General features: G+C 49.5%; 15 protein-coding genes. 11 read left to right on the top strand and 4 right to left on the bottom strand.

Annotated features, from left to right (window positions below; translation table 11 throughout):
* Window position 1: 1 nt before the first annotated feature.
* Together egtD and ACJJIB_RS12635 are read left to right on the top strand one after the other, a co-directional pair.
* Entirely contained in the window at window positions 2-970 is a 969-nt protein-coding gene (egtD, locus tag ACJJIB_RS12640) for an L-histidine N(alpha)-methyltransferase (protein ID WP_444886319.1), read from the top strand.
* A 22-nt stretch (window positions 971-992) separates the two neighbouring features.
* A complete protein-coding gene (locus ACJJIB_RS12635; protein ID WP_444886318.1) occupies window positions 993-1,463 on the top strand; it encodes a DUF411 domain-containing protein in 471 nt (156 codons plus the stop codon).
* Window positions 1,464-1,514: 51 nt separating this feature from the next.
* On the opposite strand, the gene ACJJIB_RS12630 is transcribed toward ACJJIB_RS12635, so the two are convergent.
* On the bottom strand, window positions 1,515-2,762 hold the full coding sequence (locus tag ACJJIB_RS12630; RefSeq protein WP_444886317.1) for an ArsB/NhaD family transporter: 1,248 nt from the start codon (window positions 2,760-2,762) through the stop codon (window positions 1,515-1,517).
* A gap of 117 nt (window positions 2,763-2,879) precedes the next feature.
* On the opposite strand from ACJJIB_RS12630, the gene ACJJIB_RS12625 reads away from it, so the two are divergent.
* Complete coding sequence (locus tag ACJJIB_RS12625) at window positions 2,880-4,094, top strand: MFS transporter (RefSeq protein ID WP_444886316.1); 1,215 nt, start codon at window positions 2,880-2,882, stop codon at window positions 4,092-4,094.
* 189 nt (window positions 4,095-4,283) lie between these two features.
* Entirely contained in the window at window positions 4,284-5,270 is a 987-nt protein-coding gene (locus tag ACJJIB_RS12620; RefSeq protein ID WP_444886315.1) for a hydrolase, read from the top strand.
* A 44-nt stretch (window positions 5,271-5,314) separates the two neighbouring features.
* Here ACJJIB_RS12620 and ACJJIB_RS12615 read toward each other — a convergent pair whose 3' ends face one another.
* On the bottom strand, window positions 5,315-6,373 hold the full coding sequence (locus ACJJIB_RS12615) for a methyltransferase domain-containing protein (RefSeq protein ID WP_444886314.1): 1,059 nt from the start codon (window positions 6,371-6,373) through the stop codon (window positions 5,315-5,317).
* A gap of 248 nt (window positions 6,374-6,621) precedes the next feature.
* Here ACJJIB_RS12615 and ACJJIB_RS12610 point away from each other — a divergent pair, with 248 nt between their 5' ends.
* Both ACJJIB_RS12610 and ACJJIB_RS12605 read left to right on the top strand, forming a co-directional pair.
* Complete coding sequence (locus tag ACJJIB_RS12610; protein WP_252081768.1) at window positions 6,622-7,242, top strand: RNA polymerase factor sigma-70; 621 nt, start codon at window positions 6,622-6,624, stop codon at window positions 7,240-7,242.
* 4 nt (window positions 7,243-7,246) lie between these two features.
* Window positions 7,247-7,441, top strand: a complete 195-nt coding sequence (locus ACJJIB_RS12605; RefSeq protein WP_444886313.1) for a zf-HC2 domain-containing protein — start codon at window positions 7,247-7,249, stop codon at window positions 7,439-7,441.
* Window positions 7,442-7,511: 70 nt separating this feature from the next.
* Here the strand turns inward: ACJJIB_RS12605 and ACJJIB_RS12600 are convergent, their stop codons facing one another.
* On the bottom strand, window positions 7,512-8,027 hold the full coding sequence (locus ACJJIB_RS12600) for a hypothetical protein (protein ID WP_444886312.1): 516 nt from the start codon (window positions 8,025-8,027) through the stop codon (window positions 7,512-7,514).
* Window positions 8,024-8,977 (bottom strand): DUF2092 domain-containing protein, encoded by a 954-nt coding sequence (locus ACJJIB_RS12595; protein WP_444886311.1) that lies wholly within the window; start codon window positions 8,975-8,977, stop codon window positions 8,024-8,026. Before ACJJIB_RS12595 ends, ACJJIB_RS12600 begins: the two co-directional genes overlap by 4 nt.
* A gap of 268 nt (window positions 8,978-9,245) precedes the next feature.
* Between ACJJIB_RS12595 and ACJJIB_RS12590 the strand changes: the two genes are divergently transcribed.
* The 5 genes from ACJJIB_RS12590 (at window position 9,246) to ACJJIB_RS12570 (ending at window position 15,929) form a co-directional block, all read left to right on the top strand.
* Window positions 9,246-9,641, top strand: coding sequence for a hypothetical protein (locus ACJJIB_RS12590; RefSeq protein ID WP_444886310.1), 396 nt, complete (start codon window positions 9,246-9,248; stop codon window positions 9,639-9,641).
* Window positions 9,642-9,717: 76 nt separating this feature from the next.
* Window positions 9,718-11,049 (top strand): TolC family protein, encoded by a 1,332-nt coding sequence (locus tag ACJJIB_RS12585; protein WP_444886309.1) that lies wholly within the window; start codon window positions 9,718-9,720, stop codon window positions 11,047-11,049.
* A 14-nt stretch (window positions 11,050-11,063) separates the two neighbouring features.
* Window positions 11,064-12,317 (top strand): efflux RND transporter periplasmic adaptor subunit, encoded by a 1,254-nt coding sequence (locus ACJJIB_RS12580; protein WP_444886308.1) that lies wholly within the window; start codon window positions 11,064-11,066, stop codon window positions 12,315-12,317.
* 13 nt (window positions 12,318-12,330) lie between these two features.
* The gene (locus ACJJIB_RS12575) at window positions 12,331-15,477 is read left to right on the top strand and encodes an efflux RND transporter permease subunit (protein WP_444886307.1); all 3,147 of its coding nucleotides are present in this window, start codon (window positions 12,331-12,333) and stop codon (window positions 15,475-15,477) included.
* A gap of 227 nt (window positions 15,478-15,704) precedes the next feature.
* Window positions 15,705-15,929: a hypothetical protein gene (locus ACJJIB_RS12570; RefSeq protein WP_444886306.1), complete on the top strand. Its 225-nt coding sequence runs from the start codon at window positions 15,705-15,707 to the stop codon at window positions 15,927-15,929.
* The last annotated feature ends 256 nt before the right edge of the window (window positions 15,930-16,185 follow it).

Below are 16,185 nucleotides of genomic sequence, written 5' to 3'. Positions count from 1 at the left end.
AGTGAAAGCAGCCGTATCGTCAGTTATTGAGAATCAACTCCAGAATAATGAATTCCTGGGGGATGTTTTGGAGGGGTTAGGGAGAAAAAGAAAGACATTGCCCTGCAAATACTTATACGATGAAGTTGGTTCACGCCTGTTTGAGGAAATCTGCGATTCACAAGATTACTACCTGACCCGAAATGAGGCGGATATATTTACATCCTATCGGGATGAAATTGCTAAAAAATTTGGACCTGAAACACTGCTGATAGAGCCAGGTGCAGGGAATTGTGAGAAGGTAGAAGAGCTTCTTGATGCTATGGATTCCCCCAGGGGCTACTGCCCAATAGATATTTCTCCCGAGATTTTACTGGAGGCAGAAAAACGGATCAAAAAGAGTTTGCCGGAAGTTCAGGTGTGGAGTGAGGTGGGTGATTTTTCCCAATCTGAGGTATGGAATAAGCTTATTCATGTTTCCTCAAGAAAAAAAGTTATCTTTTTTCCGGGGTCCACAATAGGAAATTTTGAGCCATTGGAGGCGGAGCGCCTATTGAAGTTGTTTGCCTCGAATCTTGGTGCTGGCGATGGCTTGTTGATTGGTACAGACCTGGTCAAGGATTCTGTGATTTTAGAGCGAGCCTATAACGATAGTGATCACGTTACTGAGCGGTTTAATCTGAACCTTCTGCAAAGGATCAATGTTGAGCTAGGAGCAAACTTTGATCTTTCTCTATTCGCGCATCGAGCATTTTACCACCCGTTGCGTCAGCGAGTGGAAATGCACTTGGTTTGTCTTAAAAACCACAGTGTTTCTATAGCGGATACATGTATAGACTTTATTGAAGGGGAAACAATCCATACTGAAAATAGTCACAAGTATTCAATTGCTGGATTCAAGAGTTTACTGGCCCACAGTGGATTTGAGTCCGTTTGCTTTTGGCAGGATTCTGCTAAGACTTATGTGATTCATTACGCTCAGGCTATTTAAAATTTGAATAAAGAGGTGGCAGTTGAAAAGGATTTTTTTATTGCTTCTATTTGCTATCGCACTAGTTGGTGGTGCTGTCGCAGAAAGCGGTGATGACGCTGCGGAACTTATTGTTTATAAGCATCCTTTATGTTTTTGCTGTAAAAAATGGATGGCGCACCTAAAGGAAAAGGACTTCACGGCCACCTCTGTTTTTAAAGTGAATATGCAGGAGGTTAAACGTAAATGGGGTATTCCTAGAGGAATGGAAGGCTGCCACACAGCGGTATGGCGCGATCAGTATGTTTTTGAGGGGCATGTTCCGGCTACTTATATCCAGAATTTTCTGGCCTCACCGCCAGAGGGTAGTGTGGGGCTAATAGTTTCAGGGATGCCGGTTGGGAGCCCTGGAATGGAAGATGGTGAAAAATTCGAACCTTATAATATCTATTTGTTGCTCCAAAATGGCGATTACCGTTTATACGCGCGTATAGAGAAACCTAAAAAAGCTTAAGTATATCTAAATGGCTTCTTTATGACTCACTACTGTAGGTTTTGTTGCTGTTTACTGCCAGGATGCATACCAAAGAATCCAGATATAACTTATCAGTACGCTTATAAAACTGACTGGCAGCATCAGGTAAAAGAATTGCCAAAAATTAAAAGGCTTTACCCCGAATTTCTCTGCCTGCTGTAGCACGATAACATTACTAGCCGCGCTAATAATAAACAGGTTGCCGGCAACTGTAGATATTGCGGAAAGCATCATTAAGGTTTGGGGGTCACGTTGATGCAAAAGGTTAAGGTAGATCTCTACTACAGGTACATTGGAGAATAGCTGGCTTGCAAAGAAGCTGACAAAAGCTACGGTCTCTGGTTCTGCTAAATCAATATTGCCCATTTTCAGGAAGTGCTGGAGAGAGCCAGATTGTAGCAGTGATCCGGTTACAACAAACATAGAAACAAAGAAAAAAAGAGTAGGCCAGTCTACCTCTCTTAATATCCGTCTGCGTTCATGGCTGGCCAAATATATCGGCAAGCAAGCGGCTAGCCCGATTTGCCCAATACTTGGGTGATATATGCCATCCACGTTGTGTAGGATACTGGCAAGGACAATAAAGATTAATAATAGGGCTGCAGATAAAAGTGCCGGCCACTTTTGCGTAACCTTTTTCGTCTCCCTGTACTCTTTACTAGCTTCGTAATTGATTATATCGCTGGTTTTGAAAAAACGTTTCAGCCATAGCATGGACAGAAACATAGTGACGATAGCGGGTACAAGAGTCCACTGGGCAAAAACGACAAACATATTGTCGAAGTTCCCGGCGTTGGCAATCAGTATGTTTTGGGGATTGCCTACGGGGGATACCATGCTGCCAATTGTGACTGTTGCACAGAGTGTAATCAGGAGTGGAATCAGTCCCCATTTCATATTCCGCGCAAGTACAATTGCAATGGGTACACCGATTACAGCAGCGGCATCATTGGTAAGAAGGGCTGCACAAATTGCCATTACGAGGATATAACTTGTTAATACAAGACTTGGATGCTTGATTGAAAGAATCCGGTGGCTGATTTGTGCGGATATCCCTGTGTCGTACAGGGCTGAGGCAATAGAGAAGACCGAGAATAAATATAATATCAGATCCCAATCTATGGCCCAGAAAGCCTCTCTAAAGGTAATTTGACGCATGAGCAGTAAAGCGATCGCACCAAGGGTCATAATATGCCAGATGCGAATCGAGGAGGGGAGCCACTGCCGGGCAGCAATCATTAAGAAGATGATCGCCGATACTATCAGGCTAAGGGACATTGGCGCAGCCTCGGATGTCGTCTCTGCTTACTGCTACTCTAAAAATCATTCTCCGCTTCTTTTACTTGGTGTCAGGGCATCCACCTGGGCTGATAAATCCCACAATAAGACTTATCTATGAGTTTAAACAAGCCTCTTCTTTTTACGAACTTCTTCGCGGGAGATGTGGTTGCAGGTTTAGGTCCTTATTTGGCGATATACCTGTTGTCAGCTATGCACTGGAAGCCAGGGGATATTGGCATTGTTTTAGCTATTGGTGGCATCACCACGGTTTTATTACAAACACCCGCAGGGGCTTTTATCGATAGCACCCGCTTTAAGCGTATGCTAATAGCAACTTGCGGAATCATTATTGCGATTGTCTCTATCGCTATTGTTGCACTGGCCAATCACAAACCTGTCATTTATGGCTCCCAGGTGTTAATGGGGGCGGCTATTGCTTTCGTGGCTCCCTCTATTGCAGCCATTACTCTGGGAGTTTGTAGTGATAAGACTTTTACATTACAGACAAGTGCTAACCAGGCGGCCAATCATGCGGGCAATGTATTTGCTGCGGCGATTGCTGGAATTGTAGCGCTAACGATCGCTGCGGAAGGGGTTTTCTGGTTGATGGCCGTTATGGGCGTATTAATGGCTATCTCAGTTGGATTTATTCCTGCTCATTCAATTGATCATATTCGAGCACGGGGAGGTGAACGGCGCGATGTTTCGGGAAAAAGGGAGCCTGCCGGTTTTTCTGTATTGCTTACCGATAAACGCCTGATCGCTTTGGCTGTGAGTGTTTTTCTATTCCATTTTGGCAATGCGGCTATGTTGCCTCTGGTCAGCCAGAAGCTGTCACTCAATTCGAATGTGAACCAGGCCATTGCTTTTACCTCTGCCTGCATAATTGCTGCGCAATTTTGGATGATGTTGATGTCACTAATGTGTGCAGCCAAAGCCGATGCCTGGGGACGTAAAGTTATCTTTATGATCGGTTTTTGTATTAACCCAATTCGTGCGCTCTTGTTTATGTCTACAGATAACCCTTTCTTTTTAGTGGCTATACAGTCGTTAGACGGTGTGGCCAACGGCATCTTTGGGGTGATCATCATTCTGATGTGCGCCGATCTTACTAAGGGTACAGGACGCTTCAACATTACTCAGGGCGCCATGGCTGCTTTAGTCGGAATTGGTTCTGCCTGCAGTAATTTCTCGGCAGAATATGTTGTTCAGTACTTCGGGTATAACGCCGCGTTCTTATCGCTGGCGGGGATTGCCACTATTGCCGCAACCTTCTTTCTGATCTTCGTGCCTGAAACGATGTCCAAAACTAAGGTTCAACTGCAGTAATAACACACGATACCCGTCGCCTATCCCAACATATGTCCTCGCAGGTTATATACTGATGATATTCGCGCAATACTTTCGAGGGATAGCTACCCCTCATGCTTCGCGAAGCCAGCTCTGCTTGGTCTCTATATAGAAGTGCCTAAATTGAGCAGAGTAGGGCAGGTAAATAGCAATAGCGGAATCCGGTATATGACTGATCAGTTTATCCCCGCCACAGGCCTTGGAAACTGTCATATTCAAACCGTCTTTGGCCGTGTGCATCGCCCAGCTCCATGGATAGAAACCCAGTGCCGTTGGTATGAAACACCGGACGGGGATTGTCTCGCACTACTCACTCCTCGCCCTTTGGTTGATGACCCTGAACTCCCATTAGTCTTGATTCTCCATGGTCTAGGTGGCTCGGTGGCTTCTCCCTATGTCCAGGGTATGATGGAATCCTTACTCGCACGCCGCTACCAGGTTGCTGTCATGCACTTCCGCGGTTGTGGGGGTGTGCCAAACAGGTTGCCCCGGGCATACCACAGCGGAGATAGTGAGGATCCACGTTGGTTGGTAGAACAGCTGAGGGGGGAGTTACCCCTGACCCCAATTACGGTGGTGGGTTACTCGTTGGGTGGCAATGTACTGCTTAAGATGCTGGGGGAGGATGGAACCTGCAGCCCGGTGGCTGCGGCGGTGGCGATATCTTCTCCAATGGATCTCCATGCGTGTAGTCGCAAGATTAATACTGGCCTTTCCAGACTTTACCAGCGCCATCTTTTGAGTTGCCTGCGCCTCACTCTCAAACAAAAGGCGCAAGACCCTTGTATGGCGGCAGCTCTGCCAAATGTGGATGATGCTACGGTCTTTGCCAACTTCCGGCGCTTTGACAACACTTTTACCGCGCCCTTGCACGGGTTCCGGGATGTTGATGACTACTACACCAAGGCATCTAGCAAGCATCTTTTACGGGAAATTGGGGTGCCAACGATGATCGTAAATTCTGTGGATGATCCCTTCGTTTGTCCATCGGCTATTCCCGAGAAGAGAGAAGTGAGCTCCATGGTGCAGTTAGAAGTCACTTTACAGGGGGGGCATGTGGGATTTGTTGGGGGTTCTGTATGGCGGCCGAATTATTGGCTCGAACATAGAGTCCCTAAATTTCTCGACTTTGTCATTCGGCGGAATAGAGCTTGAATACTCGGCGTCGCTGTTGCGACGCTGAGTAGTTGGGTCAACGGTTAGCAGCACTGGCTACCAGTGTCGCTACTGCTTATTGAAGGGTTAGTAGTCCCTTCAGAGAAAGGCATCTCTCGACCGCAACCGGGAAATAAACCGAAGTGCTGGGAGAAGTCACCGATAAAGTCAAAGTGGGGAGCTAAGCGCGTTTCTGCCAGCATTTTCCACGTATTACCGCAGACAGAAAACACACGTCCCTTCTCAATCCGGTGGTGTCCATCCAATACAAATTCAGTCGGTTGTTCTGGAATGCTCCCCTTATAAACTACAGCCTGGCCATAGTCTTCGCAGTCTTTTTCCAAGCCTGCCAGTTTGAAAAGACGGTAGCTGGCGGAGTAAAAGCGAACACTGCCACACCGGGCAAGCAAAAGCGCATTGGTCACTTCCAGTGGGCGACTTTCCACCAGGCGGCTGTCGCGGAAGCCGCTGGCTTGGGCCAGTTCGAGGAAATCGTTCCAGTAGAGAGCGCCACCCAGGCACTCGCCGATGAGTTCCGGATCCGTGCGCAGGGTGTCAGGGACACGCCTATCGGCATACACATCGGAAAAGTAAAACTCCCCACCTTCCTTTAATAATTGATATAGGCCTCGTAGCACGGCCCCTTTGTCGGTAGAGAGGTTCACGACACAATTGGAGACAATAACATCGAAACTGCCCGGTTCCAGGCCGAGTTCATCAAGTTTTTCGATATAACCATGCAGAAAGGTGATGTTGTCATAACCAAACTTTTCCGCATGATAACCCTGGTGCTGGCGGGCAACTTGTAGTTGTTCATCGGTCATGTCAATACCGACCACTTCACCGCTTGCTCCCACGAGTTGGGAGAGGAGGTAGACATCGCGACCTGAACCACAGCCAAGATCGAGAACCCTGCAGCCTTCTAAAAGCGGGGGGCAAACGAGCCCGCAACCGTAATAGCGGGATAGGACTTCTGGATGTATATTGGCTAGTAGCGGCTTCAGCCAACTTGGCACCGCACTGGCATCGCAGCAGGCATCAGTTTTGAGATCTGATGTGCTTTTTAGCTGGCGTCCGTAGTAGTCCTGAACAATATCATGCATGGAGCATACCTTTCGCAGAGTGATTTTCCTTTCGGGCGCTGGGCGCCATTCGAGGGTTATTTTTTACCTGTCCTTTCTTTTTGTAACAAGTCTCGCTGCTTCACGACTAATAACTTTGTGATTGTGTTGTTAGTACCGGCAGAGGGAATTAAGTTGCCTTTTGGTGTCAGGGTGAGCTGGCTGTTAGATAATTCTCGCTTTTTAGTTAATATCGCCGGTCTCCGCTTCGATTTTATGAGGGAACGTAGTTGAGCGATTACCTTGCCCCTGATGCTTCGCCTGAACCAAGAGTTGAGGAATCCTTGCAGAACCCCCAGTTTCTGGTGGATCTGCGCCAGCAGATGCTTCGTTTTGCCAGCTTGCAGTTGCAGGATGCCCAATTGGCTGAAGATGCTGTGCAAGAAGCCCTTATGGGAGCCCTGAAAAACTCCCGCAGCTTTACCGGGCGATCGGCCCTGAAAACCTGGGTGTTTGCCATCTTGAAGAATAAGATTGCCGACATTTTGCGACAACGGCAGCGCTTTGTTGATGCAGACCAGCTGGTGCGTGGCGATCGCGAGGAGCACGATCACGACGAGTTATTTGATCAAACCGGCCACTGGAGAAAGGATGAGCGACCAAAGAAATGGGCAGACCCCGAGTCGGCTATTCACGACAAGCATTTTTGGCGAATCTTCGATGCATGCCTCAATCATCTGCCTTCCCGTCAGGCGCAAATATTTATGATGCGAGAGTTCATTGAGCTGGAGAGCCACGAGATCTGTGCCGCAGCAGAGATTTCGGTGAGCAACTTAAATGTGACACTGCACCGGGCGCGCCTGCGATTACGTGAATGCCTGGAAGATAACTGGTTTGGCGTGGAGGGCTGAGTCAATGAAATCGTGCCGGGAAGCTACGCGGTTGATGTCGGAGTCCCAGGAGCGCAGGCTGCACTTGCGAGAGCAGGCCAGCCTTAAGCTGCATTTGGCAATGTGCGCCCCATGTAGGAACTTTGGCAAACAGCTCAGCATCCTCCGTGGTATCAGTAAATCCTATGCCGAGGGTGGGCCTGAAAGAACAGAGGACTAACTTTCCTATAAGTCTCCCAGCGCCATAAACCCAACAGGGAGTTTCAGTTAGGCGCTGGAAGAATTTCAAGCTATCTCCGCGGCCGCCGTGGTGCTCCTACATGCCGATAGGCGATATGCCCTGCCACGAAATGGGGTTGATACCAATAAGACCCACATCGCTCATAGGTCACATTACCGACCGTCACACTGACACAGCTGGGAGGTAGTGTGTAGAGCCAGCCACCAACACCCACAGCAGTAACCCCCCAATATCTAGGGCCGGGATAGGGCCAGTGTCGAGGGCGCCAGGGTGGAGGGTAAGGAGGGTGACGGTGGTGCCCTGGGCGAATGGGGTGGAATGGTGGATGGTTTGGAAACCTGCGCTCAAAGTCCCCCCGTGCAAATTCACCGTGGAAGCCTCCTCCGGGTCCTGGGCGAATCGCATTAAAGTGCCCACCCACATTAAAATGCGCGCCGCGTCCACCAAAATGCTCGCGCGCCTCCACCTGAGAGCTGAACACTGCGGCGAGCAGAGTTCCGGAGAGAAATAGTGGTGCCGCCCATAGTGACAAGGCTTGCGACTTACGATGCTTGGCGTGGATCATTGTGGCGCCTCCTGCTTGTTTGGCTCAGCCTTTTTAAACGGGATTTGTTTGTGCTTCCCGGTAGCTGGAGTGAACTCTTTTGCCGCTTCTGGTTTGGCCTTCATCCATTTAAGTGTCGCGATAAAGCGCGGCTTGGCTGGATCGCGGGTATTAACGGTGGATATGCGAAGTGGTAGGGGCTTATCACCAACCTGGATCCAGATCTCCCAGTCCAGGTTTTCCGAACGGAAAGCCCAGTGCTTGGTACGTTGCCCGTTAACTTTGGGAGAGTTAACCAGGAAGCCCTCCTTGATCCCTGCCCAGGCGTCCGGTTTGCGCCCCCATTCCAGAAGGTCTGCAAAAGGTACTTCAATACCGTATTCCTTTGCTGCCTTGGAGAGTACTTGGGAGGTGGGTTGAGAGGCCTCCATTTCGGCAAAATAACCATTGCGCGGGGCAATCATGGTGAACTTGCCACCATTGTGAATAAAGTTCCGAGTAATTGAATCAGTAGTCATATCCACGCGCAGTTTATCTGGTGGCATTGCCATGTATCTGACTTTGCCCCCGATCAATAACTTTTGCTCATTCTCAAGTACTACATCGGCAAAAATTCTGGCTTTGAACATCAGCATCTTCATGCTCGCCAGGTATTTTCCCATTGCCTTCAGTGCCTCCATAGCTTTGGGATCAATAGCTTCACCATTTTGGTCAACTCCCGCCAGGGACTGAGCGCTTTGCCCTTGTCCAGGTGAGGTGTCTGGTGGTGAAGAGGGTTGACCTTGACCGGTTGTGTCCCCCGGTGGCGCAGGGGGTTGGCCCTGACCGGTAGTATTGTCACTAGGAGCTGGGGGCTGGCCCTGCGGTGGATTGTTTGAGCCCCCCTGCTGGTCCTGGGTCGGCGGACTACCTGGCTGAGGCGGTGGGGGAGTGGGCTGTGCAGCTACGGCCGGAATTAAGGCTATTGACACAGCAAGAAGCATTGCTCTGGTGTGGCAGCCAAGTGGATGAGGGGCAAGCATATACAGATACCTCCCGGTACAAACTCAAGTTAATGGCATCAAAATCAGTGTAGAGGAGTTGAGGGTGACCAAATGGACAGGGGGCTCACTTTGCTGACTAGGGCTTCTATTTTTCAAAGCCGTTGGCGGTGCGCAAATTCTGAGAGGGTTTTCTGTTTGAGCTATCCTGACATGTTTGCTAGAGTCCAGGATAAGATTTTGTGGTCCCCTTGTTCATATGAACCTAGTTAGGCTGTCTTTTTTATTGATCGCACTGCTGGTCTTCCAGACCGCAGGGGCTTTCTATGACAGTCATGAAGAGCTGCAGGATGTAACCGAGCATCTACTTCCCCACCATCTGGACCAATCTGATCTCAATAGTGAATTCACTTCGCCGGAATTTGGCGAGGTGGTTCAAGTTTCGCTCCCTATTGATGAGCCCGCGCAACAGTCGCCACTTCTCGACTTTTGTAATCACTGTTGCCACTGCCATGGCAGTACCGTTGCCGGACTGCTCGGACAGTCATTCCAACCCTTTCTCTGGGGTACCATTTCTTATCGTGAAGTGATTAATGTCGCGGTACCCAGCGGTTACTTCTCCCCCTTACTGCGCCCACCTATAACCCAAGTCTGATCGATCTATTACTGCGTGAGTTAAGAGAGTCGCAAGACCCAACTCACGTATATGGGATGTGATTTGGGAGATATCCATGGATTTGTTTCACACGCTCATTGCGAGTGTGATTCGTCGCCTTGCCGCCTGGCTATTGGCGATGGCGATATTGTGTTTGCCTGTGCAACCTGTATTTGCACAGGAGGGGGGCTTGCTAACACTACCGGATGCGATAGGGCTTACGCTTGCGCAGAATCCGGAGCTTGCAGTTTTTCCATTGCAGAAAAGGGGTTTGGATGGTGCCGGGCAGACTGCGGCACTAAAGCCGGAGATGGAGCTGGGTGTCGAGGCCGAGTATAAGCACTTCAATGAAGGTGACTCGGACAATACTCCAGATCCAGAGGACGATGCTGACAATGAGTTTGAGCTGACGGTAACTCTTTCTTCAGTCGTGGAGATGGGCAATAAACGCCAGGCTCGTATAGATGTTGTCAATGCGCAGCGCGACCTGTTAATCGCCGATGAACAGGCTAAGGCTTTGGATCTGTTGGCGGAAGTGATCCGCCGCTATACCCAGGTCTTGGCCGCCCAAGAGCTGGTGGTTTTGGCGGAAGAGAAAGTCGCGCTGGCACGTGAGGCTTTGAGCGCTGTAAGCGCGCGGGTCAGTGCTGCGGCCAGCCCCGTCTCAGAGCGTATGCGTGCGGAGTCTTCTCTGGCAAAAGCGATCCTCGCACAACAGACCGATCAGAGCATGCTGGTGTACTACAAGCATGCGCTCTCGGCACTCTGGGGGCAGCCAGCCCAAAATTATCGCGTGGACTCCGCTGAGCTTTATCGCTTTGATCCGGGTGCAAGTTTTGAGGCGCTTTATGAAAGAGCCCAGGCAAACCCTGCGATAGCACGATTTGCTTCTGAAGAGCGTTTGCAAGCCTCCCGGCTACGCCTGACCCAGGCGAATTCCAGACCGGATGTTGGATGGTATGCAGGTCTTCGTGTGAATCCGGCAGTGAATGAAACTGCAGTCCAAGCGGGTTTCAGTGTCCCCCTATTTACCGCCAAACGTAATCGCGGTGCTGAACTAACGGCAATGACAGAGCTGGATGAGGTCATGCTGCGTCGTGAGGCAGCACTTTTGCAGCTCTACCCACAGCTTTTTCTCGCAGTGACCAGCCGTGAACAGGCTCTGGGCACTGTCTCCACCTTGCAAGACTCTGTAATCCCCAAGCTGCGCCAGGCTTTAACTGAAGTGGATCGCGCTTACCGCCGGGGTAGGGATTCCTATGTAGACCTGATTTCTGCCCGGGATGAATTGTTGAGTGCCGAGCGAGCCCGCATTGAAGCGGCGAGATCCGTACTTCTTTTCGGCGCGGAAATTGAACAGCTGACCGCCGGACCCTTGGGGCCCTTGAGCGTCGATAGCAGTAAATAATTTTGGATTGAAATATGAGTGAGTCAACTAAAGCGAATCAGCTGGCGATACTGTTCCTTTCCCTGCTTCTCTTGGGGAATTGGTTGGTGCCCCAAAGCTATGCAAGTGGTGATCATAGTGATAGCCATGATGAGCACGGCGAGCATGAGGTAGAGAAAGGCCCAAATGGAGGCCGTTTATTGGAAAAGGGTGATCTGTCAGTTGAACTGCTTATTTATGAGCGAGGCATTCAGCCGGAATTTCGCGCTTGGATTTCTCGGGGAGATAAGCCTCAGGAAAATGCTCGCCTTGCCGTAGAGTTAAAGAGACTCGGTGGGAAAGTGGATCGTATCCCATTTACCTGGGAGCAACGCAACGGGTATTACCGCGGTGAAGGTGCTGTAGGGGAGCCGCATTCTTTCGATGTTACTGTTTCTGTTCTTCATAACGGGGAGCGAGCAGAATGGAGTTACGAATCCCATGAAGGCCGTGTACAAATCTCTGAGGAAATGGCAATAAAAGCCGGCATTGAAACTGCTGTTGCTGGCTCCGGCACAATAAAAGAGAGTGTCACTCTATACGGTAAAACAGCCGTTGATCACCGCAGCCTTAGCCATGTGCGCGCACGCTACCCGGGAACTCTGGTCACTATCGAAAAAGCACTGGGTGATTTGGTAGAAAAAGGGGAAAAACTCGCTACGATTGAATCCAATGACAGCCTGCAAACTTACCCGCTGGTTGCGCCTATTAGCGGCCAGATAATCGATAAACAAGCCAGCCGTGGTGAGTTTAGTGGTGAACGAGTCCTGTTTACTATCGCCAATTACAATCAATTGTGGGCTGAACTACAGGTATTTCCCACTCGCCGTGGTCAGATCAGTCGCGGCCAAAAAGTGTCCATTACAGCTGGAGAGAGAACTTTCGATTCAACCATTGCTAGCCTCGCTCCCGGCGGTAATGGCCAACCCTTCGCGATTGCAAGAGCGGTAATTGAGAATCCTAACGATCTTTGGACAACCGATTTAATGGTTCAGGGCCAAGTGGTAACCAGTGAAAGTCCTGTACCTCTCGTGGTGGAAAATCGGGCTCTGCAGCCATTTCGCAATTGGACAGTGGTATTTGTCAAGGTGGGCGAAGCCTACGAAATTCGCCCGCTCAAGCTAGGGCGTACCGATGGCAAAGTAACGGAAGTGCTGAGTGGTCTCAAAGCGGGGGATCTCTATGTCACTGAGAACAGCTATCTGATCAAAGCGGATATCGAAAAATCCGGCGCTGCACATAATCACTAATTGAGGCCAGAAGATGATTGAAGGCATCCTGCGCTTCTCAATTGAGCGGCGTTTTTTCGTGCTGTCCCTGATCTTTGTATTGGTGGGGCTGGGGATTTGGAGTTACCAGAAACTACCGATTGATGCGGTCCCCGATATTACCAATGTCCAGGTACAGATTAATACTGAGGCCCCCGGATACTCGCCATTAGAAGCTGAGCAACGGATTACCTACCCGGTGGAGGCAGCTCTTGCCGGTCTCCCCAACTTGGAATACACCCGTTCGATTTCCCGCTATGGGCTATCCCAGGTCACTGTGGTTTTTAAGGAGGGGACTGATCTCTATTTTGCCCGTAATTTAATTAACAGTCGCCTCGGTGCCATAAAGAGCAATTTACCCCCGGAGCTGGAGCCCGAGATGGGGCCTATTGCCACCGGTCTTGGTGAGATCTTTATGTACACAGTGGAGGCAAACCCCGGCGCTACCCAGCCGAACGGGCAGCCCTACGATGCCACGGCACTGCGGGAAATTCAGGATTGGATTATCAAGCCGCAATTGTCTTTGGTGCCCGGTGTTACAGAAGTGAATACCATTGGTGGCTACAACAAACAGTATCACGTTACTCCCAATCCTCGGCAGATGCTCAACTTTGGTCTCTCCATGGAAGACATCGCCGAAGCCCTGCGTCGGAATAACGAGAGTCGAGGTGCCGGCTACCTGGAGAATAATGGTCGTCAATTATTAGTGCGCTCACCAGGCCAGTTACAAGGTATCGCCGAAATTGAAGATGTAGTGATTACCAGTCGCAGTGGGGCGCCGGTTAAAGTTTCGGACGTGGCAGAAGTGGCTATCGGTAAGGAACTGCGTACCGGCGCTGCCACGCGAGATGGTGTAGAAACGGTACTGGGTACCGCTATGATGCTGGTGGGGGAGAACTCCCGAGAGGTAGCCCGCAATGTTGCGGTTGTCTTGGAGGGAGTAAAGTCTACCGTGCCGGAGGGTATTAAGGTAGAAGCGGTTTACGACCGCACCACTCTGGTAGATAAAGCCATTGCTACGGTACAGAAAAACCTTATCGAGGGGGCGTTACTGGTTGTTGTAGTGTTGTTCCTGCTACTGGGGAATATTCGAGCAGCTTTTATCACCGCAGCAGTAATTCCGCTTTCTATGCTCGCCACAATTTTCGGCATGGTGCAAACCGGTGTTTCCGCAAACTTGATGAGTCTTGGTGCTCTAGACTTCGGATTGATTGTCGATGGGGCGGTGATTATTGTCGAGAATGCCATTCGCAGACTTGCCGAAGCCCAGGGCCGTAAAGGTGGTAAGTTGCCCTTGCAAGAGCGATTGGAACTGGTTTTTCAAGCCACTAACGAAGTTATTCGCCCAAGCTTGTTTGGTGTGTTGATTATCACGGTGGTGTATATACCATTGTTCACCTTAACCGGTGTGGAAGGCAAGATGTTCCACCCCATGGCTGCTACTGTAGTAATGGCTTTGCTGGCTGCGCTGGTGCTTTCACTGACAGTTGTACCGGCAGCGGTTGCTGTTTTCCTCACAGGCAAAATCAGTGAGAAAGAAAACAAGCTGATCGTTGCTACCAAATCTCTTTATAAGCCACTGCTAATCGCTGCGATGAAAGTGCGCTGGCTGGTACTTTCCGGGGCTCTTGCACTGGTACTTTTTTGTAGCTGGCTTGCAACCACCCTGGGCTCGGAATTTATTCCTCAATTGAATGAGGGAGATATCGCACTACACGCCTTGCGGATTCCCGGCACCGGTTTGGAGCAATCGGTCGAGATGCAGCGCTTGTTGGAACAGCGAATTAAAGAATTTCCCCAGGTAGACAAAGTATTCGCAAAGATAGGCACGCCAGAAGTGGCCACAGACCCAATGCCCCCCAATGTGGCCGATAATTTTGTGATCCTAAAACCCCGGAACCAGTGGCCTAATCCGAAACTACCTCAAGAGCAACTGGTAGCAGAGATTGAAGAAGCTGTGCGTCAGTTGCCAGGTAACAACTACGAATTTACTCAGCCAATTCAGATGCGCTTTAACGAACTGATTTCCGGGGTGCGTGCAGATCTGGGCATCAAAGTATTCGGCGATGATCTGGATCAGCTGGTGGCCTCCGCTAATGAAATCCTCAGTGTGCTCAATGGTATTGAAGGGGTTGCCGATGCGAGGGCAGAGCAGGTAGAGGGACTGCCGGTTCTCTCTGTTGTGCCCAAGCGTATCGCACTTGCCCGCTACGGTATTGATCTGAAAACACTGCAGGATTTGGTATCCACCGCGATTGGTGGGGAGGAGGCCGGATTGATTTACGAAGGAGACCGTCGTTTCCAATTGGTAGTACGCCTGCCGGAGGAACTACGTCGTGATTACGAAAGTCTCGGTGATTTACCTGTGCCGTTACCCGCCGGTAGTCCACTGGGTAGCTATGTGCCATTGTCTGAAGTTGCCAGTTTGGAGATGACGCCAGCTCCAAATCAAATAAGCCGTGAAAATGGTAAGCGACGTGTGGTGGTAACAGCCAACGTGCGCGACCGTGATCTGGGTTCTTTTGTGGAAGAGGCGAGGGCGAGTATCAAGCAGCAGGTATCCCTGCCAGCAGGATATTGGCTTGCCTATGGGGGTACCTTCGAACAGCTGGAATCCGCAAGTACCCGCTTGTCAATCGTAGTGCCGCTAACGTTGCTTATCATTCTCGGCTTACTGGTAATGGCTTTTGGATCGTTTAAGGATGCCCTGATTATCTTTACCGGAGTCCCCTTGGCGTTGACTGGGGGTGTCCTGGCTCTATGGATGCGTGGTATGCCACTGTCGATCTCTGCAGGAGTTGGCTTCATCGCCCTATCAGGTGTGGCAGTCTTAAATGGCTTGGTAATGCTCTCTTTTATCCGTCAATTATGCCAGCAAGGAGGCGGGCTTTTCACTTCAATTATCGACGGCGCCATGACCCGCCTGCGTCCGGTGTTGATGACTGCATTGGTGGCCAGCCTCGGCTTTGTGCCTATGGCTTTGAATGTAGGTACAGGAGCTGAAGTGCAAAGACCCCTAGCCACGGTAGTGATTGGGGGAATTATTTCTTCGACATTGTTGACGTTATTTGTATTGCCACTGCTTTATCGGATTGTACATGGCAGAGAGGAGGCTAATAGGGATACAAGGATAGCCGAATAAACTGATCAGCTTACTCATACTACCTCAGGGAGTTAGAGTTAGTATGAGTAGGGCTCCAATCGCAAACCATACGATAGCTGACAAATATGCCATTATTCTGTCTGGTTTAAATATACTGGGGCTACGACTCTTTGAATCGTAAGTGATTTTTTAGTAGTCATAGTTTTCAACGTAATTTACTTTACATCTGAAATTTTGAGTGTCCAAACAAAGTTGGGGAATTCAAAATGACTGAAAGTTACTGGAAATTTAAACCGTTTGTAGGGGTGTTTTTGGGCGCTGCTTGGTTCACATCCCTGGTCCTTGGTCTTAAATTTTGGGAGATGACACACACAGCAACATTATTTCCAAGCTTACCTAGAGCAATGCAATTTGCTCTAGTCTTGTCTTTAACTGGAGTAATAATATTTGTATTAGCAGAGCTCATCGTTTTAAGGTTTCAAATTAATTAGAATAAATGTTTTCAGCACCTCGAAAGGTGCTGGACTCTATACTTGCTCGCTATATTAATTTTTACTTACTTTGTGGCTCATTTGCCGAATTCTAATGAGCATGTAGAGGCTCCTCTAATAGCATTAGCTGCCGCACTCATGTTGTTATTCTTGGGTATTTGTATTGATATAGTGATGTTCAATCTATATAGGTGGGTGGCACTAATTAAGAATTAAAAAAATAAAGCGTCGCTAGTCATCAAGTCATTTATTTGGC

It is taken from the genome of Microbulbifer mixtoriginis (SeqCode) (assembly GCF_052467705.1).
This window is presented reverse-complemented; position numbering and strand designations above follow the sequence as displayed.

Coding starts and splice junctions, on each gene's coding strand:
- ACJJIB_RS12630 (WP_444886317.1), bottom strand. CDS start 2,762: ATGTCCCTTAGCCTGATAGTATCGGCGATCATCTTCTTAATGATTGCT.
- ACJJIB_RS12625 (WP_444886316.1), top strand. CDS start 2,880: ATGAGTTTAAACAAGCCTCTTCTTTTTACGAACTTCTTCGCGGGAGAT.
- ACJJIB_RS12620 (WP_444886315.1), top strand. CDS start 4,284: ATGACTGATCAGTTTATCCCCGCCACAGGCCTTGGAAACTGTCATATT.
- ACJJIB_RS12615 (WP_444886314.1), bottom strand. CDS start 6,373: ATGCATGATATTGTTCAGGACTACTACGGACGCCAGCTAAAAAGCACA.
- ACJJIB_RS12605 (WP_444886313.1), top strand. CDS start 7,247: ATGAAATCGTGCCGGGAAGCTACGCGGTTGATGTCGGAGTCCCAGGAG.
- ACJJIB_RS12600 (WP_444886312.1), bottom strand. CDS start 8,027: ATGATCCACGCCAAGCATCGTAAGTCGCAAGCCTTGTCACTATGGGCG.
- ACJJIB_RS12590 (WP_444886310.1), top strand. CDS start 9,246: ATGAACCTAGTTAGGCTGTCTTTTTTATTGATCGCACTGCTGGTCTTC.
- ACJJIB_RS12585 (WP_444886309.1), top strand. CDS start 9,718: ATGGATTTGTTTCACACGCTCATTGCGAGTGTGATTCGTCGCCTTGCC.
- ACJJIB_RS12580 (WP_444886308.1), top strand. CDS start 11,064: ATGAGTGAGTCAACTAAAGCGAATCAGCTGGCGATACTGTTCCTTTCC.
- ACJJIB_RS12575 (WP_444886307.1), top strand. CDS start 12,331: ATGATTGAAGGCATCCTGCGCTTCTCAATTGAGCGGCGTTTTTTCGTG.
- ACJJIB_RS12570 (WP_444886306.1), top strand. CDS start 15,705: ATGACTGAAAGTTACTGGAAATTTAAACCGTTTGTAGGGGTGTTTTTG.